The organism is Brevundimonas intermedia, assembly GCF_004614235.1.
Lineage (GTDB): Bacteria > Pseudomonadota > Alphaproteobacteria > Caulobacterales > Caulobacteraceae > Brevundimonas > Brevundimonas intermedia_A.
In genome coordinates, this window is sequence record NZ_SPVH01000001.1 from 1 (window position 1) to 23,609 (window position 23,609).

Here is a 23,609-nt window from a genome sequence, read left to right on the forward strand (position 1 = left end):
AGTCCGCAGAGCGCCCAGGTTGGCGTTGTTCTCGATCGTGTTGAACACGTTGCCCGACAGCGGATCCCGTTGGAACAGCTGGCAGTAGCTGTTGCCGGCATCGAAGTCCGGGTTTTCACCGGTCGCGTTGAAGCAGCCTTGCAGTTGCTGGTCCACCGTGATCGCACCGATGGCATCGATGATCTCGATGTTCCAGTAGTCGATCGAGGCCGACAGGCCCGACAGCCAAGGCGATTGGAACTGCGACTGGTAAACCAGGCCGGCAGACCAGCTGTCCGAGGTTTCTTCGGTCAGGTTGGGGTTGCCGCCGCTGACGCCCGGAACCTGATCGTTTCCGAACTCGTAGTTGTCGATCGCGGCGGCGGAGATGCCTTGCGCCAGGCAGAGCGCCCGCACAGCAGCCGCATCAGGCCCTTGACGATAGCTGCTGTTGATGTCGCAGGGATCGCCTTCCAGGCCGTCCGACGACGGATCGCCGATCGCCGGGAAGCCGACGTTTTGCGGCGCGAACAGTTCACCCACGGAAGGTGCCCGAACGGCGCGGTTGTAGCCGCCGCGAGCGCGAAGACCATCAACGATCGTCCAGTCGACATCCACGCGATAGGCATTGGTGCCGCCGATGGTTTCATAATCGGCGTAACGGTAGCCGAGCGTCAGATCGAGCTGTTGAATGAACGGCAGATCCGCCAGCACCGGGATCAAGGCTTCTGCGAACAGTTCCTTGGAGCTGGTGCCGCCCGAGAGGGGCTGGCTCGGGTTGAAGCCGGCGATTTCGTTGCCACCGGTGGTGCTGCCGTCCGGCAGCGTCACGATCGGGTTGATCTGGGCCAGCGACGTGTCGGGATCGAACGAGAAGTCGTTCTGACGATACTGAGCGCCCACAGCAACCCGAACCTCGCCAGCGGGCAGGTCAAACGCCTTGCCTTGCAAGGTGCCTTCGACCACCCGCTGTTCCGACTCGGTGATGTTCTTCGCAGCACGGCCGATATAGTTGATGCATTCCGCCGACAGAGCGTTGGCGCCGAACGGATTGAAACCGCCTGCGCAGAGGCTCACGCCGCCGTCCGGTGCGTTCAGCAGAGCTTGAACGGAAGAGCGAGAAACGTTGCCGGATTGGATCGAAGTGTTCGAAACGCGGCCGAACGTTGCATAGACGTCGTAGGTCCACGAGCTTTGCGGGACATTGCCTCGGATGCCGGTGGTCAACTGATAGACGTTGTATTCGCTTTGCTCATGCCGGCCGCCCAGATCCGTGAAGCGCTTGTCCAGACGGAATGTGGAGCCCGGAGTAGGACGAGACGCAAGGAAGACCGCCAGATCGTCCGGAATGAACGGGTTGGTTACCGGCACGCGGAAGCCGGTCGGCCCAGCGGCTGGGCTGGCCGCCAGTTCCGTGTCGGCGGTGTAGTTGGTGAACAGGGCGTTGGCGTAAACCTCGGCCGAGTCGTTGATCTTGTAACGTCCGCCCGTATAGACGTTCCAGCGATCCAGCGGCAACTGCAGATAGTTCAGCGGGCCGGTGTTGAAGGCGTAGTTGGCGGGGGGGTTGTTGAACCCGTCATAGGCAATGCCGCCGGGGCTCTCGAAACCGAGTGTTCGGCTGTAGCTAAACAGCGTGCCGCTGTTGTTGAAGCCGAAGGCCGCCGTGTTGTTCAGCGTGGGATCGTTGAAGTAGGCCCGAACCAGAGCGAGGTTCGGAAGGTTGGCGCCGTCGAAGACGGTCGAACCCAGCGGCGAGGTGCCGGATCCACCGGAGACGGACGAGAATTCGCGCGCGCCGTTGAAGATCTGCTCGCGAGTCGAACGGCCCAGCGACAGAACCATGTTGCCGCGGTCGTCGTCGAAGTTGCCGCCGACGGTCAGCGAATAGCTTTCGGTCTTGCCATCGCTGCGATCGGTTTCGCCGTACTGGGCGTCGAACTGCACGCCCGAGAAGTTCTCGTCGAGAATGAAGTTGGCCACGCCAGCGAGGGCGTCCGAACCATAGGCGGCCGAGGCGCCGCCCGAGATGACTTCAATGTTCTTGATCAGGGCGGTCGGGATCAGGTTGACGTCAACCGAGCCGTCCGAGTTCGACGGAACGATTCGGCGACCGTTCATCAGCACCAGGGTGCGAGCCGAGCCCAGGCTGCGCAGGTCGATGTTGGCCTGGCCACCGTTGGAAGGGTTGTTGGACGTTGACGAGATCGAAGGAGTGAACTGCGGCAGGTCGTTGATCAGGGTGTCGATGGTAACCGAACCCGTGGCTTGGAAGTCCTGCGTGTCGACCGTGACGATCGGGCTGCTGGAGCGATAGTCCTGACGCGCGATGCGCGAGCCGGTGACGACGATCTCGCCCACTTCGGTCGCCTGATCGTCGGCGGACTGTGCGAACGAGGGGGACGCGGCCATGACCAGGGCGGCGCCGCCGATCATCGTGCTCGCCAACAGGCTGCGGCGGTATCTGATATTGTTCAAGGCTGGTTCTCCCGGGAAGACGCTCGTTCGCCAAGAAGCGAACAGATCAATCATTGGCTATTCGCCGACCCCACGTCGGTTGGACGGCAGAGCATACCAACAGCAGCGTCAAGTCCAGCGGGAAGGTGCTAGCTTGACACATTGTAGACACGCCTGTCGCAAAGACGACACACCATGGTCGCGGGCGAGACATGCGACGCGGCGTCGTTTCTGATGATATACTTCCGCAAATCATGAACTTTTTTGAGAATAGAATGACCTCCATCGCCTTGCTGCGCCGGTCAGGAATGTCGATTCTGGCATTGCTGGCGGCAACTCTCGTCTCCGAAAGCGCTTCCGCGCAGCAGTCTCCCCCGCTATCCAATCGCGACTTGGTCGGCGAGGTCACACGCTGCCGGGATATCGGTTCAGATTCGGCACGACTGGCATGCTTCGACGCCGCCGCCACAAGCTTGGCCGCTGCAGGAGAGATCGCCGTGGTTAGCCGCGAGGATGTGGAACAGAATCAGCGACGATTGTTCGGGTTCAACGTCTCGACCCTCAATCCCTTCCAGACTTCCGGAAATCCCGAAAGTCTGAGCTCCATATCCGCCAACATGGCGTCGGTTCGGGATCTGGGCCGCGGCGAATGGCTGATCACCCTGGACGACGGGTCAATATGGCGAAAGACCGACAGTGTCGTTCCGTCGTTCTCGACGCGCCGCCAGTATCCAGTCACCGTGCGAAGGGCGGCGCTGGGAAGCTATATGATGAAGGTGGCGAACGATCCGCCCTTCCGTGTCCGCCGCGAATAATCGCGCTCAGCGCTGGATCGTCGCCCGCGCCGCATAGGGCGCCGGTTCGGGGGTGCAGGAGGCGGTGATCAGTTGCACCGCAGCGAGACAGACGAAGACGGTCGCGACGAGCGGGAGCCGATTTGATACAGCGAAGGCGATCGAACGGGCCATGGCGGGCGCTCCAAGCATGATTACCGAGACGTTAACGCAAGCTCTGCGCCAGATGGGGCCGAGGCGATGATCCCCTTCGTCCGGGCGTTCGACTTCGCCTATGGGCGGCGCGATCAGGTTTCGCCGTTGATCCAGCGCGTGATCGCCGACAATCCGGGGCCGTTCACCTTCACCGGAACGGGGACCTATATCATCGGACGGCCTGACGCGGGGGCCGAGGTGGCGGTGATCGATCCGGGGCCGCTGGATCCGGCGCACCTGGCGGCGTTGATGGCGGCGGTCGAGGGGCGGCGGGTCAGCCATGTGCTGGTGACGCATACGCATCGGGATCATGCGCCGCTGGCGAGGCCGTTTGCGGAGGCGACCGGCGCGCGGATTATGGCGGCCCGGCCTCCAGCGCGAGAGACGCATGCGTCGGGCGCCCTGGACGAGGATGAGGATGCGGACTTTGCGCCCGATGTCGTGCTGACGGGCGGCGGAAAGATCCAGGGCGACGGATGGACCATCGAGGCGATGTTCACGCCGGGTCATGCGTCCAATCACATGGCCTTAGTCCTGCCTGAGGAGAACGCCCTGTTCTGCGGGGATCATGTGATGGGGTGGTCCACGACGGTCGTGGCGCCGCCCGACGGGAACATGCACCAGTATATGACCAGCCTGGACGCGGTCATCGCGCGGGATTTCGACGTGCTGTGGCCGACGCATGGGGCGCCGGTGACGCAGGTGCGGCGGTTTCTGGAGGCGTACCGCGCCCACCGGCTGGAGCGGGAGGTGCAGATCGTCCAGAGGCTGGCAGCGGGGGATCGGACAGTCGCCGAGATGGTGCCGGTTCTATACGCCGCCGTCGATCAGCGGCTGTGGTCGGCGGCGTCGCTGTCGGTGCTGGCCCATCTGATCAAGCTGGTCGAGGATGGGACGGCCGTCAGCGATGCCGAACCCAGCCTGACGGCTCGCTTTCGTCTGGTCTAGCGTTCGGCCTCCAGATTCCGGGCGATCTTTGCGGCGAGGCGGCAGGTGGCGCCGCCATCGGGGCGTGCGTCGCGAGCGGCGACGCGGATGTCGGTGCGGCCGGGACGGATGCGCACGACGGCGTCGGTGACGAAGCCGAACCAGGCGCCTTCGTGGACGGCCTCCACCTGGAAGGTGGTGGCGCGGGTGATCACGAAACCGGCGTCGACCAGGGCCGAGGTCGCCTGCTGGGCCAGGACCTGGGTCGGGACGGCGCTCAGGTCGGGACAGGTCTGGGGCGTCGATCCGGCATGCAGGGCGGCGACGCGGGAGAAGGCCGGCGGTTCGTCGACATTGGTCGTCACGTCACGTGGGTTCGGCGCGGCATCCTGCCCCTGACGCCAGACGAAGCCGCCCACCGTCGCGCCGGCCAGAACTAGGGCGGCCAGCGCATAAGGTCCCCTGCCCTTCAGGTCGCGCAGCGCCAGCACCGCCGCCGCCAGCGCGCCGGCCAGACCGACCCAGGCCAGGATGCGCGCCACGGTCCAGGTCAGCAGGTCATAGCTGACCGACAGATCGACGCCGCCGAATCGCGTCGCCGCTATCGCCGCCACGATCAGCACCGCCGGCGCCGCCGCGAGCGCCGTCAGCCACGGCAGGAGTGCGGGGACAGGCTTTCTGATCGGCATTCAGGCTCCGGTTCGGTTCAGGCTGCGGTCGGCAGACGGTAGTCCTTCATCCGCTCGCGCAGAAGCTTCTTGTCGATCTTGCCAGTCGCGCCCAGCGGGATGTCCTCCACGGCGACCACGTCGTCAGGCATCCACCATTTGGCGATCTTGCCCTGCAGGAAGTCGAGATGCTCCTGCTTGTCCAGCGCATGGTCGGGCTTGAGCTTGAGGATCAGGACCGGCCGTTCGTCCCATTTGGCGTGGGCGGCGCCGATGACGGCGGCGATCTCGACCTTGGGATGGCCGACGGCGATGTTCTCGATCTCGATGGAGCTGATCCACTCGCCGCCCGACTTGATCACGTCCTTGGCGCGGTCGGTGATCTGCATGAAGCCCATCTCGTCCACCGTGGCCACGTCGCCGGTGTCGAAGAAGCCTTCGTCGTCCAGGATCGAGCCCTCTTCCTTGAAATAGGCGTTGCTGATGGTCGGTCCCTTGACCATCAGGCGGCCGAAGGTGGCGCCGTCATGCGGCAGCTCGGCCCCGGCCTCATCCTTCAGCTTCAGTTCGATGCCCAGCGGCGGCGTGCCCTGCTTCAGGCGGTATTTCATCTGCTCGTCATAGGGCAGACGCAGGATCTCGGGCGGCAGATTGGCGATGGTGCCGATGGGCGAGGTCTCGGTCATGCCCCAGGCATGGGTGACCTCGACGCCGAAATCGTCCTGGAAGCCCCGGATCAGGCTTTCGGGACAGGCCGAGCCGCCGATCAGCACCCGCTTCAGGGTCGTAAAGCCCAGGCCGTGCTGTTTCATATGGGCGAACAGCCCCTGCCAGACGGTGGGCACGGCGGCCGAGAAGGTGACGCCTTCCTGTTCGATCAGCTCATAGATCGACTGACCGTCCATTTTTGCGCCCGGCATGACCAGCTTGGTCCCGGCGGCGGGGCCGGCGAAGGCGATGCCCCAGGCGTTGGCATGGAACATCGGCACGACCGGCAGGATCACCTCCTTGGGCGTGGCGCCCATCACCGTGGCCTGAAGTCCCATGAAGGTGTGCAGGAAGTTGGAGCGGTGCGAATACAGCACGCCCTTGGGATGGCCCGTCGTGCCGGAGGTGTAGCAGAGGCCGCAGGCGGTGTTTTCCTCGAAGTCGCCCCAGACGACGTCGATCGACTGACCGGCGATGGCGTCCTCATAGGCCACGGCACCCGGCAGCTTGGTCTGCGGCATGTGGGCGGCGTCTGTCATGATGACGACGCGCTCGACCTTGGGGATGTGCGGCATGATGGCTTCCAGCAGCGGCACGAAGGTCAGGTCGACGAAGATGATCCGGTCTTCGGCGTGGTTGATGATGTAGATCAGTTGTTCGGGGAACAGGCGCGGGTTCAGGGTGTGGCAAACCGCGCCGATGCCCATGATGCCGTACCAGGCCTCGATATGGTTGGCGGTGTTCCAGGCCAGGGTGGCGACGCGGTCGCCCGGCTGGACGCCCCACGCTTTCAGCGCGCTGGACACGCGTTTGGCGCGTTCGTGGATCTGGGCGTAGGTCGTGCGGACGATGGGCCCCTCGACCGAGCGGGTCACCACCTCGCGGTCGCCATGCCAGTTCTTGGCGTGGTCGATGATCTTGTCGACCGTCAGCGGCCAGTCCTGCATCAAGCCCAGCATGTCGTATCCTTGTCCCTTGGTTGCGTCTGCTTTGATGCGACGCTTGAGCGGACGCTAACATCGGTGATCGGCGATAAGCAACGTGACGTAACGTCAGCCGCTGCGCGGCGGATCGTCCCCCGTGGCGTCGGCCGCGCGACCGCACTAGAAGACCGCCCATGACCATATTGATCGCGATCACGGGGGGCTCCGGCTCCGGCAAGAGCACCCTGGCGGAGGCTCTGGTTTCGGCCTTGCCGCAAGGGTCGGCGGTGCTGGTGCGCGAGGACAGCTATTACCGCGACGCCGCGTCCCTGCCCGGCTTCGACGCCGCGACCTTCGACTTCGACGACGTGGCGGCGCGCGATCACGACCTGATGATCGCGGATTTGAAAGAGCTGAAGGCTGGGCGCGCGGTGACGGCGCCGGTCTATTCCTTCATCCACCACGGGCGCGAGCCGGGCGGCGAACCGATCGCGGCGGCCGAGGTGGTGATCGTCGAGGGCACCCACGTGCTCTGCACCCCCGACCTGACCGCCCTGTTCGACATCCGGGTGTTCGTGGATACCCCGTCCGACATCCGCTTCATCCGCCGCCTGCTGCGCGACCAGACCGAGCGGGGGCGGTCGGCGGATTCGGTCGTGGCGCAATATCTCGCCACCGTGCGTCCGGGCCACGAGCGGCTGACCGAACCGTCGCGCACCCACGCCGACTTCATCGTCGCCGACGCCACGGCAGCCGTACGACTGGAAGACCCACAGGCGGTGGTGCGTCTCGCCGCACCGGTGCTGGCCCATCCGCTGCTGCAGGCCCTGCTGGACGACTAACGAAAGAGATCCCCGACCCGGAATTCTCCGGGTCGAAGCGCGGCACGCTCAACTGGCGGATGGCCATTGAGAGCCCTGATGCGCGCGCGTTCGGCGGCCTCGGCCCGTTTCTCGACCAAGATGGCGTCTAGTCGGATATATTCGATTTCCAGTTGGGCGCGAAGCCGTTCGTCCTCGGCCTCCTCCTCGGGTGTTTGTCTGTAGGGCGGCGGCAGGCCGCGACCGGGTTTGGGGCGGCGAGGTTTGGGGTGGGCCATGCGGGTCTCCGGACAGGGGTGATCAGCCTCGCGCTTTCGCAGCGAAGTTATTGGAGGGCTGGGCGGAGCGCCGGGCCTTCGCCCGGAGTGTGAGTTTGTAAGTACCGTTTCGACGAAGGGTATGACGCTCCGCGCGGGTGGTTGGCCTGCAAGCTCGGGGCGTCGAGCGGTGGCGGTCTTATCGCCTAACCCCATAAGCCTGCGACGGGTCGGCGGGGTCTGCGAACCCCGTCCCGAGTGCGATCGAGTATCCCCCTCGACCCTCCGACACCGCTCCATGAGTCGATGTCAGCGCGGGCCGTTTCAGACCCGCTCCCGTTCCATCCGCTCCCGCCGCCGCAAGGTCGCAGGCCAAGCGAGCCCTCCGATGCGACGGGACGGGTATAGAATACGCCGGTTTCGGAGGGGGGATGGGAGAACGGGGACATAAATCGGCAAGCGATTGAAATCGCTGCGAATGGACCAGCGTCATTGTGATGGTTGGCGTGCGTTTCTCCCTCCCCTTCATGGGGAGGGGCGGCGAAGCGGAGCGCAGCCGGGGTGGGGGTGTGTGAAGCGTCTCCGCTACCCTTACGCCCCCACCCGGATCGCTGCGCGATCATCCCTCCCCATGAAGGGGAGGGAGAGGCGTCTGTGGGACTTCAGAGCTTCTCCGCCGCTTCCCAGTCGTCAGATCAGCCCCGCCAGCGGCGACGACGGGTCCGCATACATCCGCTTGGGCATCCGGCCGGCCAGATAGGCGTCGCGGCCGGCGATGACGGCGTGTTTCATGGCGCGGGCCATGCGGATGGGGTCCTTGGCGCCGGCGATGGCGGTGTTCATCAGCACGGCGTCGCAGCCCAGTTCCATCGCCAGGGTCGCGTCCGAGGCCGTGCCGACGCCGGCGTCGACCAGGACCGGCACCTTGGCCTGTTCGACGATCAGGCGGACGTTGATGGGGTTCTGAATGCCGAGGCCCGAGCCGATGGGGGCGGCGGCGGGCATGATGGCGGCGGCGCCGGCGTCTTCCAGCCGCTTGGCCATCACGACATCGTCGGTGCAATAGACCATGACGTCGAACCCGTCCTTGATCAGCAGGTCCAGCGCCCGCAGCGTCTCGATCATGTCGGGATACAGGTGGGCCGTGTTGGACAGCACCTCCAGCTTGACCAGGCTCCATCCCCCCGCCTCGCGCGCCAGGCGCAGGGTGCGGACCGCGTCCTCGCCGGTGAAACAGCCGGCGGTGTTGGGCAGGAAGGTGAAGCGGTCGGGCTTCACATAATCCACCAGCATCGGCTGGTTCGGATCGGTCAGGTTCACGCGGCGCACGGCCACGGTGACGATTTCGGCGCCCGCCGCCTCGGCGGCGGCGGCGTTCTGAGCGTAGTCGGCGTATTTGCCGGTGCCCACGATCAGTCGCGAGTTGAAGGTGCGGCCGGCGACGGACCAGGTTTCGGAGGCTGTATCGGTCATGGAGCTGACCTAGTCCCCCCAAGGCGTCAGGGAAAGCCGTCGTAGCGGGATTTGATCGCGATCAACCGCCGCCGACGAACTGGACCAGTTCGATGCGGTCGCCCTGGGCGACGGGGGTGGCGGCGTGCAGGGATTTGGGGACGATCTCAAGATTGCGTTCGACGGCGACCTTGCGGGGGTCCAACGACAGTTCCTCGACCAGGGCCAGGATGGTGGCGGCCTGGACCTGGCGGGGTTCGCCGTTGAGATGGATCTGATGCACGCGTCTGGTCTCCGGGCGCTGGCGGCGTCGGGGCTGAGATAGACGCTGAAGGCCGGGTTCGCCAGACCGGGTCAGCCAGCCTCGAACAGGAAGGCGCCGATGGCGACCGCCACGGCCGCAAAGGCGGCGACGACCGTGCGAAGGATCAATTTGCCGTCCTGGCGCATCGTCTGCGCTCCCGCTGGCTGTCCCGGCCAGGGACGAATGAGGCCTTGGCTGCGAAATCCGCGCCATCGCGGCGTGACCCTGAGTAAAGTTCGATGCGGGGACCGTTTGACCCAGGCCCTGCGTCGGCTAAAAGGCCCCTCTTGTGCTGCGACGCAGCGCCGATTCCGGAAACCATGGCCGACACGCCCGTCATTCATGTGCTGAACGGCCCCAATCTGAACCTGCTCGGGGTTCGGGAGCCGGACATCTATGGCCGCGACACCCTGGCGGACATTGAGCAGAGCTGCATCAAGGCGGCTGCCAAGGTAGAGGGCGGCGCGACCGTCGTGTTTCGTCAGACCAACCACGAAGGCGTGTTGGTGGACTGGATTCAGGAAGCCCGTGAAGGCGCGGACGCCCTGATCATCAATCCGGCGGCCTATGGGCATACGTCGGTGGCGCTGCACGATGCGCTAAAGACGCTGTCGATCCCGGTGATCGAACTGCATCTGTCCAATCCGGCGGCGCGCGAAGCGTTTCGTCATCACTCCTATGTGTCTTCCGCGGCGACCGGCGTCATCGCCGGCTTCGGCGCGGCAGGCTATGAACTGGCCGTCCAGGCGGCTCTCATCAAGGTTCGGGAACGCGGCTGACGCCCGTCCCGTTTACTCAAGACCACGAAAGACAAGGCGCAAATCCAATGGCCGATGACAAGAAACACGCCGAAATCGACGCCGCCCTGGTTCGCCAGCTGGCCGACATCCTGAACGAGACCGACCTGACGGAAGTCGAAGTCGAGCGCGGCGACCTGCGCATTCGCGTCGCCCGCGAGATCACGGTCAACGCCGCCCCGGTGCAATACGCCGCCGCGCCCGCTCCGGTCGCCGCTGCCCCCACCGCCGCTGCCGCGCCGGCCGCCATGCCGTCGGATCCCGCCACCATCGTCGCTCGCGCCGGCGAAGAGGTGAAGTCGCCGATGGTCGGCACAGCCTATCTGCAGGCCTCGCCGGAGGCCCCGGCCTTCGTCCAGCCCGGCGACAAGGTCAAAAAGGGCCAGACCCTGCTGATCGTCGAGGCCATGAAGACCATGAACCCAATCCAGGCACCGCGCGACGGCGTGGTCCTCGACATCCTGGTCGGCGACGCCCAGCCGGTCGAGTTCGGCGAGCCGCTCGTCCTGCTGGAAGCCTAAGGCGCCCTGATGTTCACCAAGGTTCTGATCGCCAACCGCGGCGAGATCGCGCTGCGTATCCACCGCGCGTGCAAGGAGATGGGCATCTCCACCGTGGCCGTGCACTCCGAAGCCGACCGGGGCGCCATGTGGGTGCGGCTGGCCGATGAGAGCGTCTGCATCGGCCCCGCCTCGGCCGCCAAGTCGTATCTGAACATCCCCTCGATCATCGCGGCGGCCGAGATCACCGGCGCCCAGGCGATCCACCCCGGTTATGGCTTCCTGTCGGAAAACGCCCGTTTCGCCGAGATCGTTGAAGCCCACGGCATGACCTTCATCGGTCCCAAGCCCGAGCATATCCGAGTCATGGGCGACAAAATCAGCGCCAAGAAGACGGTGATGGAAGCCGGCATCCCCTGCGTTCCCGGCTCCGATGGCGAGGTCGAGACCGTTGAGGCCGCCATCGAGGCCTCAAAGACCATCGGCTTCCCCCTGATCGTCAAGGCGGCGGCGGGCGGCGGCGGGCGTGGCATGAAGGTGGCCCTGACGCCTGACGACCTGGTCGAAGCGGTGCAGACCGCCCAGTCCGAGGCCAAGGCCGCCTTCGGCAACGGCGCCGTCTATATGGAGCGCTATCTCCAGAAGCCGCGCCACATCGAAATCCAGGTCATCGCCGACAGCCACGGCAATGTCGTGCACCTGGGCGAGCGCGACTGCTCGCTGCAACGTCGTCACCAGAAGGTGCTGGAAGAGGCCCCCTCGCCCGCCCTGTCGGCCGAGGGTCGCAAGCAGATCGGCGAGACGGTCAACAAGGCCATCGCCGCCATCGGCTACCTCGGCGTCGGCACCATCGAGTTCCTGTGGGAAGACGGCGAGTTCTTCTTCATCGAGATGAACACCCGCCTGCAAGTCGAGCATCCGGTTACGGAAATGATCACCGGCGTCGACCTGGTCCGCGAACAGGTCCGTATCGCCGCCGGCCTGCCGCTGTCCTTCACGCAAGAGGACATCGAGTTCAAAGGCCACGCCATCGAGGTGCGGATCAACGCCGAGAACCCCGAGACCTTCACTCCGTCGCCGGGCAAGATCACCGACTTCCACGCGCCGGGCGGCCTGGGCGTGCGTCTGGATAGCGCCATCTACGCCGGCTATTCGATCCCGCCGTATTACGACAGCCTGATCGGCAAGCTGATCGTCCACGGCCGCGACCGCGAGGAGGCCATCGCCCGCCTGAAACGGTCGCTGAACGAGATCGTTATCGGCGGCGTCGACACCACCATCCCCCTGTTCCAGAAGCTGTTGCAGGAGCCCGACATCCTGTCCGGCGATTACGACATCCACTGGCTGGAGAAGTGGGCCGCCCGTCAGAAGGGCGACGCCTGACAGAGCCCGATTTCAGCGCCAGCGGGCCTTTCGGCGGCTTCGGCCCCGAGGACCTGCTGGCCTGTTACGCCCGGGGCGTGTTTCCGATGGCCGAGGCGCGCGACGATCCGCGCGTCTTCATCATCGAGCCGGAACAGCGCGGCGTTATACCGCTGGACGCCTTTCATATCCCCAGCCGTCTGCGTCGCACCGTGCGGGGCGAGCCGTTCGAGGTAAGGGTCGATACCGCCTTCGAGGCGGTGCTGGACGGTTGTGCGGCGGCGCAAGGGCCGGATCGCGAAGACACCTGGATCAACGGGCCGATCCGGCGGTTGTATGCGGCCCTGTTCGCCATGGGGTTCGTCCACTCCATCGAATGCTGGCGGGACGAGCGGCTGGTGGGCGGTCTGTACGGGGTGTCGCTGGGCGGGGCCTTCTTCGGCGAGAGCATGTTCAGCCGCGAGCGGGATGCGTCCAAGGTGGCGCTGGTGCATCTGGTCGCGCGGTTGCGAAAGGGCGGCTGGACCCTGTTGGACGCGCAGTTCCTGACCGACCATCTGAGCCAGTTCGGCGCGGTGGAGACGCCGCAGGCGGCCTATCTGGATCGACTGTCGCCGGCGCTGACGGTCAGGCCCGATCAGGCGGCGTTGCGTGCGCCCCTGACCGGCGCCGAGGCGGTGGCTCTGGCCACGGCATGATGGCGTCCGCCTGATCTGTCCGGACACGATATTGGGCCTGTCCCGACAGGTTCGGATTGGCGTTGGCGGTGGGTCTGGCGGTCAATGGCGGCATGACCCAGACCCCATCTTCCCTATCAGAGGCCCCGCCCCGCTCGACCATCCTGCGCGAGGTGCGAGAGATCGCCGTGACCTTGGTCGTCGCCCTGATCCTGGCGACCCTGCTCCGCGTCCTGCTGTTCCAGCCCTTCACCATTCCGTCGTCGTCGATGGAGCCGGGGCTGGTGACCGGCGACTATATCGTCGTGTCGAAATATCCGTATGGCTGGAGCACGGCGTCGCTGCCGTTCAACCCGCCCATGGCGACGGGGCGGGTGATGGGGCGCGAGCCTCGGCGTGGGGACGTGGTGGTCTTCCACCTGCCGCGCGATCCGAAACAGACGTGGATCAAGCGGGTCGTGGGCCTGCCCGGCGACACGGTTCAGGTGCGCGGCGGCGTGGTCTTCGTCAACGGCGACGCGGTGCGCCAGACAAGGCTGGATGTCGTCGCCGACCATGATGCGCCGCAGCGCCAAGTGCAGCAGGTGAGCGAGACCCTGACCGACGGTCGGACCTATGTGACCTATGACGGCGGGCCAGACCTGCCGGGTGACGACACGCCCCTGCGCCGTGTGCCGCCGGGCCACTATCTGATGATGGGCGACAATCGCGACAACTCTCTGGACAGCCGCTGGCCGCCCGAGGTCGGGGTCGGGCTGTTGCCGGCAGAGAACATCATGGGTCGGGCCGAGATCGTGCTAGCGTCATGGAAGCCGGGTGCGGGCCTGTTCAAACCCTGGACCTGGCTGAACCTTCAGTGGGACCGGTTTTTGGTCAGGATTAGGTAGGGTCGAGTATCGCCCTCTCCACAAAACCCGTCCCCCTCGGGCTCGTCCCGAGGGCCCACCGTTGACCCTAACTCGGGCGCTAGATGTTGAAACGCGCTGCCTGAATGCCGATCCACCGTATCTGCATCCGCCGTGGGCCCTCGGGACAGGCCCGAGGGTGACGGAAAATGGGGAGGTGTAATGGGGTGATGTTTAGCGCGCGCGGTATTCGTCGAAGCTGACGACGCCGTCGTGGTTGCGGTCCATCCGGTCGAAGGCGGCGCGGCTGGGCGGCGAAGACTGGGCCAGGGAGGGCGCAGCGACGGCGCCCAGGGCCAGGCCGGCGACGGCGGCGGCCAGCAGCGGACGCCAGCTCAGGCGGGGCGCCAGGCGGGGCGCCAGGCGGGGCGAACGTCGCGTCGAAGACGTCTGGCTCAGTTCGGCGTCGATGAAGCGGCGGATGGCGTCGCTGGCGGTGCGGCCCTCGGCGCGGCAGCGGGCCATGAAGGCGGTCTTGGTCGCATGGGGCAGTCGGATTTCGACCGTTTCGCTTTTCTTGAGCGGCTTATCGCGATCCATCATCAGCCTCCTCGCGGCGTGAAAGGTCAGTTCTTACAGCCCACGATCCAGGCGTCGTAATAGGGGTTCTGGATGCCGCTGACGGAGGGAGACGAGGCGAACATCCAGCCGCGGAAGATCTGGCGCGGCGAGGCTTGCTGGCCGCGCGGCTGAAGGGACACGTCGATATAGGCGATGGCGTCCTCGGTCAGCTCGTCCGGGGTCGTGACCTCACAGGCGCGGGCCGCGAAGATCAGGTTGCGGTTGAAGCGGACGGGCCGACCGCCGACCTCGACCTCGAACTTCATGGACTCGGCCGTGACCTTGTCGATGGCCTGGATGACCGCGAACGTGCGGCGCTGGCGGCGGGCCGGGGTGTCGGGCTGTTCGATAGCCTTGGTCGCGACGGGTTTCTCGGCGGCGACCTCCTGTTCGGCCTTTTCCTCGACCGCAGCGTCTTCGGCGATGATGACGGTCGGGGGCGGCGTCACGGCGACGGGCGAGCGCGGCGCCGGAGCGCCTGCAGGCGGGGTCTCCGTCGGCACGGACGGCGTGGTGCGCAGGATGTCGCCGATCGGATCCTGGACCGGGCGAGCGTCGCGCGGCGCGTCCTGCAGCACGCTGGCGGTCACCGCGCCTGCGCTCAAGACGCAGACGACAGCCGCCGCGCCCAACAGGATGCCGCGCATTTTCACTCGGGGGTCCAGGCCTGATAGTCGCCGGTCGCAGCCGGGCGTTTGGCCTCGTTGGCCAGCGAGCCGGGCGGACGCCAGGCCAGGGGCGTGCCGGTCATGTTCGGCAGGTGATCCTTTTCCCAGGCGCGCCGCGGCAGCGGCTGCTCGGTCGGGGGCAGGTCGAAGGTGTAGTGCAGCCAGCCGTGCCAGTCGGGCGTCACCTTGGACGCCTCGGCATAACCGTCATAGATGACCCAGCGACGCTTGCGGCCGTCGTAGCTGACGTTGTCGCGGCTCTCGTAATAGCGATTGCCGTTCTCGTCCTGGCCGACGAAGCGACCGCGCTTGGCGATGGTGAAGCGGGTGCCGATCGTGGCGCCCTCCCACCAGCCGAAAATCTTGCTCAACACGTCGTGGAATCCAACCGTAAGGGGTCGCCGAAAAGGGAGGCGGCGTCTGGCGCGGATCATAGAAAGCCGCGCGCGCTTCGTCCAGCGTTCAGGCGGGGGCAGTTGAATCGATATCTTGTGGGCAACATGGCCTGAGCACACCAGATGTATTGGCGGATGGGCGCGCGACCGCCTAAGCTGGACTGAACCATTCGGAGAGACGCCGCCATGCGCTTTCAATCCGGCTTCGCCGTTCGCGCCGAACGAGTCGCAATGGAGACCCGCGCCGTCGAACGCCCGGCCAGCGTGCAGCCCGTGCTGGCGCCCGCCGGCTGGTCCGATGCGCAGATCGAGGCCTGGCTGGACTGGGTCGAGGCGGCGGGATTCGCGACGCCGATGTCGGGCGACTGGCTGAACGGCGGCGTGGACGCCTGGGTCGAGCGATTGGCCGCGACCGGCGTGACGGAGGGCGTGTTCGACCGGGCCGAGTCCGCTGTGTTCGCCGCCGAACTGTCGGGGGCGTTCAAGCTGGGCCTTGCTGCGCCGACGGGATCGGGGCCGGTCGCGGCCGGCGTCGTCGATCTGAACGACCCCGGCTCGGGCGCGACTCTGAGGACGCACAGCGGCAAGCGAGCCGCCGCGCGGCTGGGCGCCCAGGCGGCGCAGGCCCTGGCCGAGGCCCTGGCGGGGGTGGCCGATGCGGTGGACCGTTGCGAGGGACCGCGCGGCGACTGCGGCGATCCCTCGCGCAATCCGGCCTTGGGTCGGGCGGCGGCGCTGGCGCGACGGTGCGGCGCGAGCGACGCCGACATCCTGAGAGCCGTAGACGGCGAACGACCGGCCATGGCGCTGGAGCCGACGGTCGAGGGCGCGCCTCTGGTCGCCATGGCGGATCGGACGCAAATCGCGGCGGGCGCGCCGGAGACGCTGCTGGCGGCGGAAGCGGCGCTGGACGGCGGGCTGATCGTCGCCTTCGACCCGCGCGATGCTGAAACCGCGACGGCGGCAATGGGTCGGGCCGTGATCGACCTGGGCGCCGTGCTGGCCCTGGGCGGCGACGCGGCGGCCGATCTGGCGGGCCTGACGCGGTTGTTGACGGTGGCTCTGGACCTTCAGGAGGCGTCGCCGGGCGTGATCGCCCTGGGGCTGGACGGGTTGCTGGAGGCCCTTGCGGCCGACGACGACCGCACGGCTCGGGCGCAGACGTTCGCGGGACTGGTCGCCGCGACGGCGGCGCAGACCTCGGCCGAGTTGGCGAGCGTGCGTGGTCTCTGCCCCGACTGGGACGACCTGAAGGGGGCCGCCGCCGTGACCCAGACCGCACGGCGCGATCTGCTGAAGGGTGAGACACACCCTATCGCCATGGCCGCATCCAAGGCTCTGGCGGTCGCGCCCAAGGCGCGGCGCCATTCGGCCATCGGCCTGTTCGTCGAGGATGCAGAGGCGCGGCTGCGGCTGGGGCTGGGCCGGATCGCGGCGGTCGACGTTTTCCAGACGGCGGACGGCGAGATCGGTCGTCGGCTGAACCCCGCCCTGGCGGCGGCGCTATCGGCAGCGGGCGGCGATATCGAGGCGGCGGAGCGGTGGACGTTCGGGCGCCGCACCCTGGTCGAAGCGCCGGGCATCGATCACACGGCCTTGCGCACCCTGGGCTTCACCGACATCGAGCTGGCCGCCATCGAGAACGCCCTGGCCTGGGCCGAGGATTTCGACACGGTCTTCGCCGCCCCTGTGCTGGACCCCGGCTTCATCCGCGATGTGCTGGGCGTTGAGGACGGCGACGGCCTGCTGCTGACCCTGCTGGGCGTGTCCGAAGAGGCCGAGACGGCGGCGACGCGCTGGGTCTTCGGTCATGGCGATCTGAGCGATTGGCCCGAGGCGCCGGCGTCGGTCGCCGCTTTACTGGCCGACCCGGCGGCGGCCGCAGCGAACCTGCGGCGCGCCATCGAACCGTTCAGCGACCTGGCCGACATCGCGGTCGAGCCGATGGACTGGCGCACGACCTCGGCCCAGGCGGCGCGGCTGCTGAGCCAGGGCGCGCTGGATGGCCGTCGCGCCATCCGCCTGTCCCGCACCGCGCCGCCGGCCGGTCCGCTGCTGTCATTGCCCAACATCGAGGCGGCGCGGGCCGAGCCTGTGCGCGAAGCCCCGCGCCCTGCGCCCACCGAACGGGTCGTCGAACGCGTAATCGAGCGGGAGCGCGCGCGCCGCAAACTGCCCGACCGGCGCAAGGGCTATATCCAGAAGGCCGCCGTCGGGGGCCACAAGGTCTATATCCACACCGGCGAATACGAAGACGGCGAGCTGGGCGAGATCTTCATCGACATGCACAAGGAAGGCGCCGCCTTCCGCAGCCTGATGAACAACTTCGCCATCGCCATCTCCATCGGCCTGCAATACGGCGTGCCGCTGGACGAGTTCGTGGACGCCTTCGTCTTCACCCGGTTCGAGCCGGCCGGGCGCGTCACCGGCAACGATTCCATCAAGTCCGCGACCTCGATCCTGGACTACATCTTCCGCGAACTGGGCGTCTCCTATCTGGACCGCAACGAACTGGCCAACGCCGGGACGGACGACCTGAATGCGGACGGCTTAGGAGACGGCAAGCCCGACGCCAACGCGGCCGTGCCCGCCGCCCGGTTCATCTCCAAGGGGTTCGCGCGTGGATCGGCGCCCGACAATCTGGTCGTCCTGCCCTTCGGCAAGAAGGCCGAGCCCGAACCGCGTCATGTCGCCAATAGCGAGGCCGTCGCCTGCCCCGCCTGCGGCGACTTCAGCTTGCAGCAACGCGGCGCCGCCTGGGTCTGCGACACCTGCGGGGCGGCGCCGGCGCTGAAGGGCGGCGATCAGGGGTAGGTTAAGGGTTATGGCCTAGGGTTTGCTGCAAGACGATCGAACGTCGGAGCCCAGTCCATGAAACGCACACTCTCTCTCGGCCTGATCGCCGCCCTGCTGGTCGTCGCCGCGCCCGCACTGGCCCAGAACGCGGGCCAGATCGCCAGCGTGAAGCGCGGGGCCTCCTGCGCCGGCTGCAACCTGTTCCAGGGGGACTTCTCGGGACTGGAGGCGCGGGGCCTGAACCTGTCGGGCGCGCGGCTGCGTCAGGCGGACCTGAGCCTGAGCGTCATGAACCGCACGCGGTTTTCCAACACCGACATGCGCGACGTGGAGGCCTACGGCGGCGTCTTCTCCGGCTCCAACTTCTCACGGGCCAACCTGACCAACGCCAGTTTCGTCGGCGCCTATCTGGAGGGCGCCAGCTTTGCCGGTGCGACCTTGTCGGGGACCAATCTATCGGGCGCCCAGCTGACGCGAGCCACCGGCCTGACCCAAGGCCAGTTGAACCAGGCGTGCGGCGACGAGTCGACCGTCCTGCCGCGCGGGCTACGCATTCCCGCCTGCTGAGGGTCTCCGACCTTGCCTGGATTTCATGAAGTTACCTCGATTTAAGTAGGTATGGCAGGGGTTTCGGGGCATTCAGGTCTCGTGAAACAGATCGCTGAACATATCCGGGTCAAACCCTCGCTGGCGCTTCTGGCGCTCTGCACGGCTTGGGGGGCGGCGCTCATCGCCTCGCCGGCCTTCGCCGGGGTGGAGATGTCGATGCAGGACCGCGACGTGGCCCGTTCGGTGTCGCTGGGCGGATCGTGCAACCGCTGCGAACTGTCGGGCCGCAATCTGACCGGCGCCACCTTCACCGGCGCCAGCTTCATGAACGCCACCCTGGTCGGGGCCAATCTGCGCGGCGCAGAGATGATGGGCTCCAACTTCACCGGCAGCGATTTCAGCCGCGCCAATCTGTCGGGCGTCGAGATCGTCGGCGCAAACTTCACCTCTGCGAACTTCACGGGCGCCCATTTGAACGGGGCAGAGGCGCAAGGGTCGTCCTTCGTCCGCGCCAATCTGACCCGCGCCGACCTTTCGGGCGGCGAGATGCACGGGGTGAACTTCAACGGCGCGACCCTGGCGGGGACCAACTTCTCCAACAGCGAACTGTTCGGGGCGACGATCACCAACGTGCGCGCGGCCGGCGCCAACTTCTCCAACGCCGAGGTCAACGCCTCCAACCTGTCGGGCGGCGACTTCTCGAACGCGGACTTCTCGAACGCCAGCCTGGATGGGGCGCGACTGAGCGGCGCGAGCTTCTCCCGCGCCGATTTCTCGGACGCCTCCCTGCGTCGCACCGACATTCGCGGCGCGGACCTGTCGAGCGCGCGCGGCCTGACCCAGGACCAGATCAGCGAAGCCTGCGGCGACGGCTCGACCCGCCTGCCCGGCCGCCTGACGGCACAGGCCTGCCGCAGCACCTCGATCCGCATCATCCGCTCGCCGCCCGCCCCTCCGGCGCCGCCGCGCGTGCGAAACTTCGTCAACGCCGGGAACTGACCCCCACTCCGCTTTCGTCATCCTCGCCCTCGTGGCGAGGATCCAGACTCTCGGTGCGTCCGCAGAGTGCGCAGACGTAGAAACCGGGAGTCTGGATCCTCGGGACAAGCCCGAGGATGACGGTATTGGGGGGTTTATCCCGCAGCAAAAAAGGGGACGCCTCGCGGCGTCCCCTTTGTCGTATCTGGCGATGCCCGCCCGATCAGACCTTGATCGGCAGGGCCGTGCGGATATGCACGTCCTTCAGCTGGCGTTCTTCCGCCTCGGTCGGGGCGTTCATCAGCAGGTCCTCGCCCTGCTGGTTCAGCGGGAAGGCGATGACCTCGCGGATGGCCGTCTCGCCCGCCAGCAGCATGACGATGCGGTCGATGCCGGGGGCCAGGCCGCCGTGCGGCGGCGCGCCATAGCGGAAGGCATTCAGCATGCCGCCGAACTGTTCCTCGACCACCGAGGCGTCGTAGCCGGCGATGGAAAAGGCCTTCAGCATGATCTCGGCCTTGTGGTTCCGGATGGCGCCCGAGCACAGCTCATAGCCGTTGCAGACGATGTCGTACTGGAAGGCGCGGATGGTCAGCGGATCCTGGGTCTCCAGGGCCTCCAGCCCGCCTTGCGGCATCGAGAAGGGGTTGTGGCTGAAGTCGACCTTCTTCTCGTCTTCCGACCATTCGAACATCGGGAAGTCGACGATCCAGCAGAATTTGAACTGGTTCTCGTCGATCAGCTTCAGCTCCGTGCCCACGCGAGTGCGGGCCAGGCCGGCGAACTTGGCGAAGACCGACGGCAGGCCGGCCACGAAGAAGGCGGCGTCGCCCTGGCCCAGGCCCAGCGAGGTCATCAGGGCCTGCGTCGGCTCCTGACCCAGGTTCTTGGCGATGGGGCCGCCCCAGGCGCCCTGGTCCTCGGACCAGAAGATATAGCCCAGGCCCGGCTGGCCTTCGCCTTGCGCCCAGCTGTTCATACGGTCGCAGAAGGCGCGCGATCCGCCGGTCGGCGCCGGGATGGCCCAGACGGCGTTCTTCTCGTCCGCGCCCAGGATCTTGGCGAACAGGCCGAAGCCTCCGTCGCGGAAATGCTCGGACACGTCCTGCATCTTGATCGGGTTGCGCAGGTCCGGCTTGTCCGAACCGTACCAAGCCATCGACTGGGCGTAGGTCAGGCGCTCGAAGCCCTTGTGCTCGAACGTCTCGCCGAAGTCGTTGGTGAACACATGGGCGCCGTCGATGGGCGACACCGGCTTGCCCTCGCCGAACTCCTCGAACACGCCGTGCATCAGCGGCTCGATGGCGGCGAAGACGTCTTCCTGGGTCACGAAGCTCATCTCGACATCGAGCTGGTAGAACTCCAGCGAACGGTCGGCGCGCAGGTCCTCGTCACGGAAGCAGGGGGCGATCTGGAAATAGCGGTCGAAGCCCGAGACCATCAGCAGCTGCTTGAACTGCTGCGGCGCCTGCGGCAGCGCATAGAATTTGCCGGGATGCAGACGCGACGGCACCAGGAAGTCGCGCGCGCCTTCGGGCGACGAGGCGGTCAGGATCGGGGTCTGGTACTCCAGGAAGCCCTGGGCGACCATGCGCTGGCGGATCGAGGAAATGACCCTGGAGCGCAGCACGATGTTCTTGTGCAGCCGCTCGCGACGCAGATCCAGGAAGCGGTTGGCGAGACGGATGTCTTCCGGATATTCCTGATCGCCGAAGACCGGCATCGGCAGTTCGGCGGCCTCCGACAGGACCTCGACGCCCTGGACGCGAACCTCGACCTCGCCGGTCGGCAGGTTGGGGTTCACCACCCCGGCCTCGCGAGCGACGACTTCGCCGTCGATCTTGATCACGCTCTCGGCGCGCAGGCGCTCGACGGCGGCGAAGCCCGGCGTCTCAGGGTGCAGCACCAGTTGGGTCAGGCCGTAGTGGTCACGCAGATCGATGAACAGCAGGCCGCCGTGGTCGCGCTTCCTGTGCACCCAGCCGGACAGGCGAACGGCGGAACCGGCGTCGGAGGCGCGCAAGGCGCCGCAGGTATGGGAGCGATAGGCGTGCATGAAACGAACCGTCTGGAGTCTCTGGGCGGTGGAATCCGACGCCGTCGGCGCCCGAAATCGAAGCGGCGTAGGGCGCATCATCGCCTCGGAAAGTCAAGGTTTCAGCCGTTGCAAAGCCTGTCGCCACACATGATATCTGACGCTCCTGTCCCACCCGAGGCCGCCATGTTCATCGTCACCATCACCTACACCCAGCCGATCGAAGCCATCGAGGCGCGGACGGTCGAGCATCGCGAGTGGCTGGATCAGCATGTGGCCAGCGGCCTGATCCTGTTGGCAGGGCCGATGGTTCCGCGCACCGGCGGCATCCTGGTGGTGCGCACCGGCGGCACGAAAGAGGAGCTGGAAGCCCTGCTGAAGGCCGATCCGTTCCAGATCCACGGCCTGGCCGACTATCAGGTCACCGAATTCAAGGCGGGCAAGTTGAACCCCGCCCTGGCCGAATTCGCCTGATTTCATCCACAGGGGCGAGGTTCGCTCCCCGGAACCAACAGAGCGGGCCTGACGCATTAACCCTGGCCTCTGCTAAGACGGGGTCATGACCGCGCTGAGCGCCCTGCCCCGTCCGACCGCCGAACAGCTGCGTCTGCCGCTGGAGCGTCATGTCGTGGGCGAGGCCTTCGTGACATCCGACAGCAACGCCGAGGCGGTGCGCGTGCTGGCGCGCTGGCCCGACGGCGCGGGGGCGGTGCTGGCCCTGCATGGGCCGGCGGGATCTGGCAAAAGCCGCCTCGCCGCCGACTGGGCCGAACGGGTCGGGGCCGTGCCGCTGAACGGCGCCGAAGCCGCCCTGATCGATCCGCTGGAGCTGGAAGGTCGGCCCGTGCTGCTGGATCGGGCGGCCGATGCGGACGACGAGAGCCTGTTTCACCTGATCAACCTGGCCAATTCCGGCGGAGGCGCGCTGCTCCTGGTGTCGCGGTCGGCGCCGCGTCAGTGGTCGGTGGATCTGCCCGACCTGCGTTCGCGCCTGGACGCCGTGCGCGCCGTCTCCATCGCGGCGCCCGACGACGCCATCCTGTCGGCCATCCTTCGCGCGCGCTTCGCCGAGCGCAGCATCACCCCGGCCGACGACGTGATCGACTATCTGGTACGCCGTCTGGATCGTTCGGCGGACACGGCCGCCGCCGTGGTGGAGCGGCTGGACGCCCTGCATCGCCCGGTCACCCGCGTCCTGGCCCGTCAGGTGCTGGATGCGATGCACGCTGCGCTAGACACCGACATCTGAGCCCTAAAAGCCCACATATCGGGATATGCACAGCTTTGCCGTGAAATCGCGCGTGGATTTTGAACACACAACTTGGCCTTGTCGTTGAGCCTGCGGAGCGGCGTTGCGCTCCATGAAACAGGAAACGACCGAATGCGTGCTCAGCTTGTTTTGATTTCCGCCGTCGCCCTGCTTGCGGCCTGTTCCAACTCCGAAGAAACCAAGACCGCCGCCAACGGTGAGCCTGCGGCCGCCGCGCCTGCCGCCTTGACCGCGCCTGAGCCGGGCCTGTGGCAACAGACGGTGTCCGGCGCCCAGATGCCGCAACCGATGACGGTGAAGATCTGCGTCGGCGAAACCGCGCCGGGATCAAACCCCTTCAACGCCCCGCAAGCCGGCGTGACCTGTAGCGAGAACACGGTCAAATCCACGCCTGGCGGCGCCGAATTCCACGCCGTCTGTAACGCCCAGGGCATGACCGTCACCTCGGACGGCAAGGTCACGGGCGACATGCGCACCGCCTACAAGGTGGACATCACCACCAAGACCAGCGGCCCCAACGTCCCGCCCACCATGGCTGAAATGAAGATGAGCGTCGACGCCAAACGTCTGGGTGATTGCCCCGCCGGCGTCGCGCCGAACACGGTCGTTCAGTAAGCAAACAGGGATCGGG

At 66.7% G+C, this 23,609-nt stretch carries 25 protein-coding genes; 14 read left to right on the forward strand and 11 right to left on the reverse strand.

Annotated elements, in window-relative coordinates; translation table 11 throughout:
• A partial coding sequence (locus EGY25_RS00005; RefSeq protein ID WP_135193019.1) for a TonB-dependent receptor plug domain-containing protein occupies positions 1–2,457 on the reverse strand: 2,457 nt, incomplete at its 3' end.
• 254 nt (positions 2,458–2,711) lie between these two features.
• Here EGY25_RS00005 and EGY25_RS00010 point away from each other — a divergent pair.
• The gene (locus EGY25_RS00010; protein WP_135193020.1) at positions 2,712–3,251 is read left to right on the forward strand and encodes a hypothetical protein; all 540 of its coding nucleotides are present in this window, start codon (positions 2,712–2,714) and stop codon (positions 3,249–3,251) included.
• A 6-nt stretch (positions 3,252–3,257) separates the two neighbouring features.
• Here EGY25_RS00010 and EGY25_RS16375 read toward each other — a convergent pair whose 3' ends face one another.
• Positions 3,258–3,404: a hypothetical protein gene (locus EGY25_RS16375; RefSeq protein ID WP_167762427.1), complete on the reverse strand. Its 147-nt coding sequence runs from the start codon at positions 3,402–3,404 to the stop codon at positions 3,258–3,260.
• 66 nt (positions 3,405–3,470) lie between these two features.
• On the opposite strand from EGY25_RS16375, the gene EGY25_RS00015 reads away from it, so the two are divergent.
• A complete protein-coding gene (locus EGY25_RS00015; RefSeq protein WP_135193021.1) occupies positions 3,471–4,373 on the forward strand; it encodes an MBL fold metallo-hydrolase in 903 nt (300 codons plus the stop codon).
• On the opposite strand, the gene EGY25_RS00020 is transcribed toward EGY25_RS00015, so the two are convergent.
• The gene (locus EGY25_RS00020; RefSeq protein ID WP_135193022.1) at positions 4,370–5,041 is read right to left on the reverse strand and encodes a DUF1499 domain-containing protein; all 672 of its coding nucleotides are present in this window, start codon (positions 5,039–5,041) and stop codon (positions 4,370–4,372) included. The genes EGY25_RS00015 and EGY25_RS00020 overlap by 4 nt on opposite strands.
• 17 nt (positions 5,042–5,058) lie before the next feature.
• Entirely contained in the window at positions 5,059–6,687 is a 1,629-nt protein-coding gene (locus tag EGY25_RS00025) for a long-chain-fatty-acid--CoA ligase (protein WP_135193023.1), read from the reverse strand.
• A gap of 158 nt (positions 6,688–6,845) precedes the next feature.
• On the opposite strand from EGY25_RS00025, the gene udk reads away from it, so the two are divergent.
• Entirely contained in the window at positions 6,846–7,493 is a 648-nt protein-coding gene (gene udk / locus EGY25_RS00030) for a uridine kinase (protein ID WP_135193024.1), read from the forward strand.
• On the opposite strand, the gene EGY25_RS00035 is transcribed toward udk, so the two are convergent.
• From EGY25_RS00035 to thiS, 3 genes are all read right to left on the reverse strand, one after another.
• Positions 7,490–7,750 carry a hypothetical protein gene (locus tag EGY25_RS00035; protein WP_135193025.1) on the reverse strand — a complete coding sequence of 87 codons (261 nt, stop codon included), beginning with the start codon at positions 7,748–7,750 and terminating at the stop codon, positions 7,490–7,492. The genes udk and EGY25_RS00035 overlap by 4 nt on opposite strands.
• Positions 7,751–8,419: 669 nt before the next feature.
• Complete coding sequence (locus tag EGY25_RS00040; RefSeq protein WP_135193026.1) at positions 8,420–9,202, reverse strand: thiazole synthase; 783 nt, start codon at positions 9,200–9,202, stop codon at positions 8,420–8,422.
• A 61-nt stretch (positions 9,203–9,263) separates the two neighbouring features.
• Entirely contained in the window at positions 9,264–9,464 is a 201-nt protein-coding gene (gene thiS / locus EGY25_RS16690; RefSeq protein ID WP_135193027.1) for a sulfur carrier protein ThiS, read from the reverse strand.
• Between the two features lie 341 nt (positions 9,465–9,805).
• Between thiS and aroQ the strand changes: the two genes are divergently transcribed.
• The 5 genes from aroQ to lepB all read left to right on the forward strand — a co-directional run bounded on the left by aroQ (position 9,806) and on the right by lepB (position 13,708).
• Positions 9,806–10,264, forward strand: coding sequence for a type II 3-dehydroquinate dehydratase (aroQ, locus tag EGY25_RS00050; RefSeq protein ID WP_135193028.1), 459 nt, complete (start codon positions 9,806–9,808; stop codon positions 10,262–10,264).
• 47 nt (positions 10,265–10,311) lie between these two features.
• Complete coding sequence (gene accB, locus EGY25_RS00055) at positions 10,312–10,803, forward strand: acetyl-CoA carboxylase biotin carboxyl carrier protein (RefSeq protein ID WP_135193029.1); 492 nt, start codon at positions 10,312–10,314, stop codon at positions 10,801–10,803.
• Positions 10,804–10,812: 9 nt separating this feature from the next.
• Positions 10,813–12,165: an acetyl-CoA carboxylase biotin carboxylase subunit gene (gene accC, locus EGY25_RS00060; RefSeq protein ID WP_135193030.1), complete on the forward strand. Its 1,353-nt coding sequence runs from the start codon at positions 10,813–10,815 to the stop codon at positions 12,163–12,165.
• A complete protein-coding gene (gene aat, locus EGY25_RS00065) occupies positions 12,162–12,842 on the forward strand; it encodes a leucyl/phenylalanyl-tRNA--protein transferase (protein ID WP_135193333.1) in 681 nt (226 codons plus the stop codon). Before accC ends, aat begins: the two co-directional genes overlap by 4 nt.
• A 92-nt stretch (positions 12,843–12,934) precedes the next feature.
• Complete coding sequence (gene lepB, locus EGY25_RS00070) at positions 12,935–13,708, forward strand: signal peptidase I (protein ID WP_135193334.1); 774 nt, start codon at positions 12,935–12,937, stop codon at positions 13,706–13,708.
• 192 nt (positions 13,709–13,900) lie between these two features.
• Here the strand turns inward: lepB and EGY25_RS00075 are convergent, their stop codons facing one another.
• Genes EGY25_RS00075 through EGY25_RS00085 form a run of 3 tightly spaced genes read right to left on the reverse strand, consistent with a single transcriptional unit; the run spans position 13,901 to position 15,329 of the window.
• A complete protein-coding gene (locus tag EGY25_RS00075) occupies positions 13,901–14,269 on the reverse strand; it encodes an EF-hand domain-containing protein (protein WP_348521819.1) in 369 nt (122 codons plus the stop codon).
• Between the two features lie 23 nt (positions 14,270–14,292).
• Positions 14,293–14,934 carry a DUF2155 domain-containing protein gene (locus EGY25_RS00080; RefSeq protein WP_245159293.1) on the reverse strand — a complete coding sequence of 214 codons (642 nt, stop codon included), beginning with the start codon at positions 14,932–14,934 and terminating at the stop codon, positions 14,293–14,295.
• A 2-nt stretch (positions 14,935–14,936) separates the two neighbouring features.
• On the reverse strand, positions 14,937–15,329 hold the full coding sequence (locus EGY25_RS00085) for an NADH:ubiquinone oxidoreductase subunit NDUFA12 (RefSeq protein WP_135193032.1): 393 nt from the start codon (positions 15,327–15,329) through the stop codon (positions 14,937–14,939).
• A gap of 207 nt (positions 15,330–15,536) precedes the next feature.
• Here EGY25_RS00085 and EGY25_RS00090 point away from each other — a divergent pair, with 207 nt between their 5' ends.
• From EGY25_RS00090 to EGY25_RS00100, 3 genes are all read left to right on the forward strand, one after another.
• The gene (locus EGY25_RS00090; RefSeq protein WP_135193033.1) at positions 15,537–18,164 is read left to right on the forward strand and encodes a TSCPD domain-containing protein; all 2,628 of its coding nucleotides are present in this window, start codon (positions 15,537–15,539) and stop codon (positions 18,162–18,164) included.
• Between the two features lie 57 nt (positions 18,165–18,221).
• Complete coding sequence (locus EGY25_RS00095; protein ID WP_135193034.1) at positions 18,222–18,713, forward strand: pentapeptide repeat-containing protein; 492 nt, start codon at positions 18,222–18,224, stop codon at positions 18,711–18,713.
• Positions 18,714–18,794: 81 nt separating this feature from the next.
• Positions 18,795–19,694, forward strand: coding sequence for a pentapeptide repeat-containing protein (locus EGY25_RS00100; RefSeq protein ID WP_135193035.1), 900 nt, complete (start codon positions 18,795–18,797; stop codon positions 19,692–19,694).
• Between the two features lie 202 nt (positions 19,695–19,896).
• Here the strand turns inward: EGY25_RS00100 and aspS are convergent, their stop codons facing one another.
• Entirely contained in the window at positions 19,897–21,729 is a 1,833-nt protein-coding gene (aspS, locus tag EGY25_RS00105) for an aspartate--tRNA ligase (RefSeq protein WP_135193036.1), read from the reverse strand.
• A gap of 165 nt (positions 21,730–21,894) precedes the next feature.
• Between aspS and EGY25_RS00110 the strand changes: the two genes are divergently transcribed.
• From EGY25_RS00110 to EGY25_RS00120, 3 genes are all read left to right on the forward strand, one after another.
• The gene (locus EGY25_RS00110) at positions 21,895–22,182 is read left to right on the forward strand and encodes a YciI family protein (RefSeq protein WP_135193037.1); all 288 of its coding nucleotides are present in this window, start codon (positions 21,895–21,897) and stop codon (positions 22,180–22,182) included.
• Between the two features lie 85 nt (positions 22,183–22,267).
• Positions 22,268–22,957: a chromosomal replication initiator DnaA gene (locus tag EGY25_RS00115; protein WP_135193038.1), complete on the forward strand. Its 690-nt coding sequence runs from the start codon at positions 22,268–22,270 to the stop codon at positions 22,955–22,957.
• 132 nt (positions 22,958–23,089) lie between these two features.
• A complete protein-coding gene (locus EGY25_RS00120; protein ID WP_135193039.1) occupies positions 23,090–23,593 on the forward strand; it encodes a DUF3617 domain-containing protein in 504 nt (167 codons plus the stop codon).
• The last annotated feature ends 16 nt before the right edge of the window (positions 23,594–23,609 follow it).

Bases quoted from the DNA above. Each gene is read 5' to 3' on its own strand.
- EGY25_RS00115 (WP_135193038.1), top strand. From the start codon at position 22,268: ATGACCGCGCTGAGCGCCCTGCCCCGTCCGACCGCCGAACAGCTGCGT.
- EGY25_RS00095 (WP_135193034.1), top strand. From the start codon at position 18,222: ATGAAACGCACACTCTCTCTCGGCCTGATCGCCGCCCTGCTGGTCGTC.
- EGY25_RS00015 (WP_135193021.1), top strand. From the start codon at position 3,471: ATGATCCCCTTCGTCCGGGCGTTCGACTTCGCCTATGGGCGGCGCGAT.
- EGY25_RS00025 (WP_135193023.1), bottom strand. From the start codon at position 6,687: ATGCTGGGCTTGATGCAGGACTGGCCGCTGACGGTCGACAAGATCATC.
- EGY25_RS00075 (WP_348521819.1), bottom strand. From the start codon at position 14,269: ATGATGGATCGCGATAAGCCGCTCAAGAAAAGCGAAACGGTCGAAATC.
- udk (WP_135193024.1), top strand. From the start codon at position 6,846: ATGACCATATTGATCGCGATCACGGGGGGCTCCGGCTCCGGCAAGAGC.
- EGY25_RS00080 (WP_245159293.1), bottom strand. From the start codon at position 14,934: ATGCGCGGCATCCTGTTGGGCGCGGCGGCTGTCGTCTGCGTCTTGAGC.
- lepB (WP_135193334.1), top strand. From the start codon at position 12,935: ATGACCCAGACCCCATCTTCCCTATCAGAGGCCCCGCCCCGCTCGACC.
- EGY25_RS00020 (WP_135193022.1), bottom strand. From the start codon at position 5,041: ATGCCGATCAGAAAGCCTGTCCCCGCACTCCTGCCGTGGCTGACGGCG.
- accC (WP_135193030.1), top strand. From the start codon at position 10,813: ATGTTCACCAAGGTTCTGATCGCCAACCGCGGCGAGATCGCGCTGCGT.
- aroQ (WP_135193028.1), top strand. From the start codon at position 9,806: ATGGCCGACACGCCCGTCATTCATGTGCTGAACGGCCCCAATCTGAAC.
- accB (WP_135193029.1), top strand. From the start codon at position 10,312: ATGGCCGATGACAAGAAACACGCCGAAATCGACGCCGCCCTGGTTCGC.
- EGY25_RS00010 (WP_135193020.1), top strand. From the start codon at position 2,712: ATGACCTCCATCGCCTTGCTGCGCCGGTCAGGAATGTCGATTCTGGCA.
- EGY25_RS00035 (WP_135193025.1), bottom strand. From the start codon at position 7,750: ATGGCCCACCCCAAACCTCGCCGCCCCAAACCCGGTCGCGGCCTGCCG.
- EGY25_RS16375 (WP_167762427.1), bottom strand. From the start codon at position 3,404: ATGGCCCGTTCGATCGCCTTCGCTGTATCAAATCGGCTCCCGCTCGTC.
- EGY25_RS00040 (WP_135193026.1), bottom strand. From the start codon at position 9,202: ATGACCGATACAGCCTCCGAAACCTGGTCCGTCGCCGGCCGCACCTTC.
- aspS (WP_135193036.1), bottom strand. From the start codon at position 21,729: ATGCACGCCTATCGCTCCCATACCTGCGGCGCCTTGCGCGCCTCCGAC.
- EGY25_RS00090 (WP_135193033.1), top strand. From the start codon at position 15,537: ATGCGCTTTCAATCCGGCTTCGCCGTTCGCGCCGAACGAGTCGCAATG.
- EGY25_RS00120 (WP_135193039.1), top strand. From the start codon at position 23,090: ATGCGTGCTCAGCTTGTTTTGATTTCCGCCGTCGCCCTGCTTGCGGCC.
- EGY25_RS00110 (WP_135193037.1), top strand. From the start codon at position 21,895: ATGTTCATCGTCACCATCACCTACACCCAGCCGATCGAAGCCATCGAG.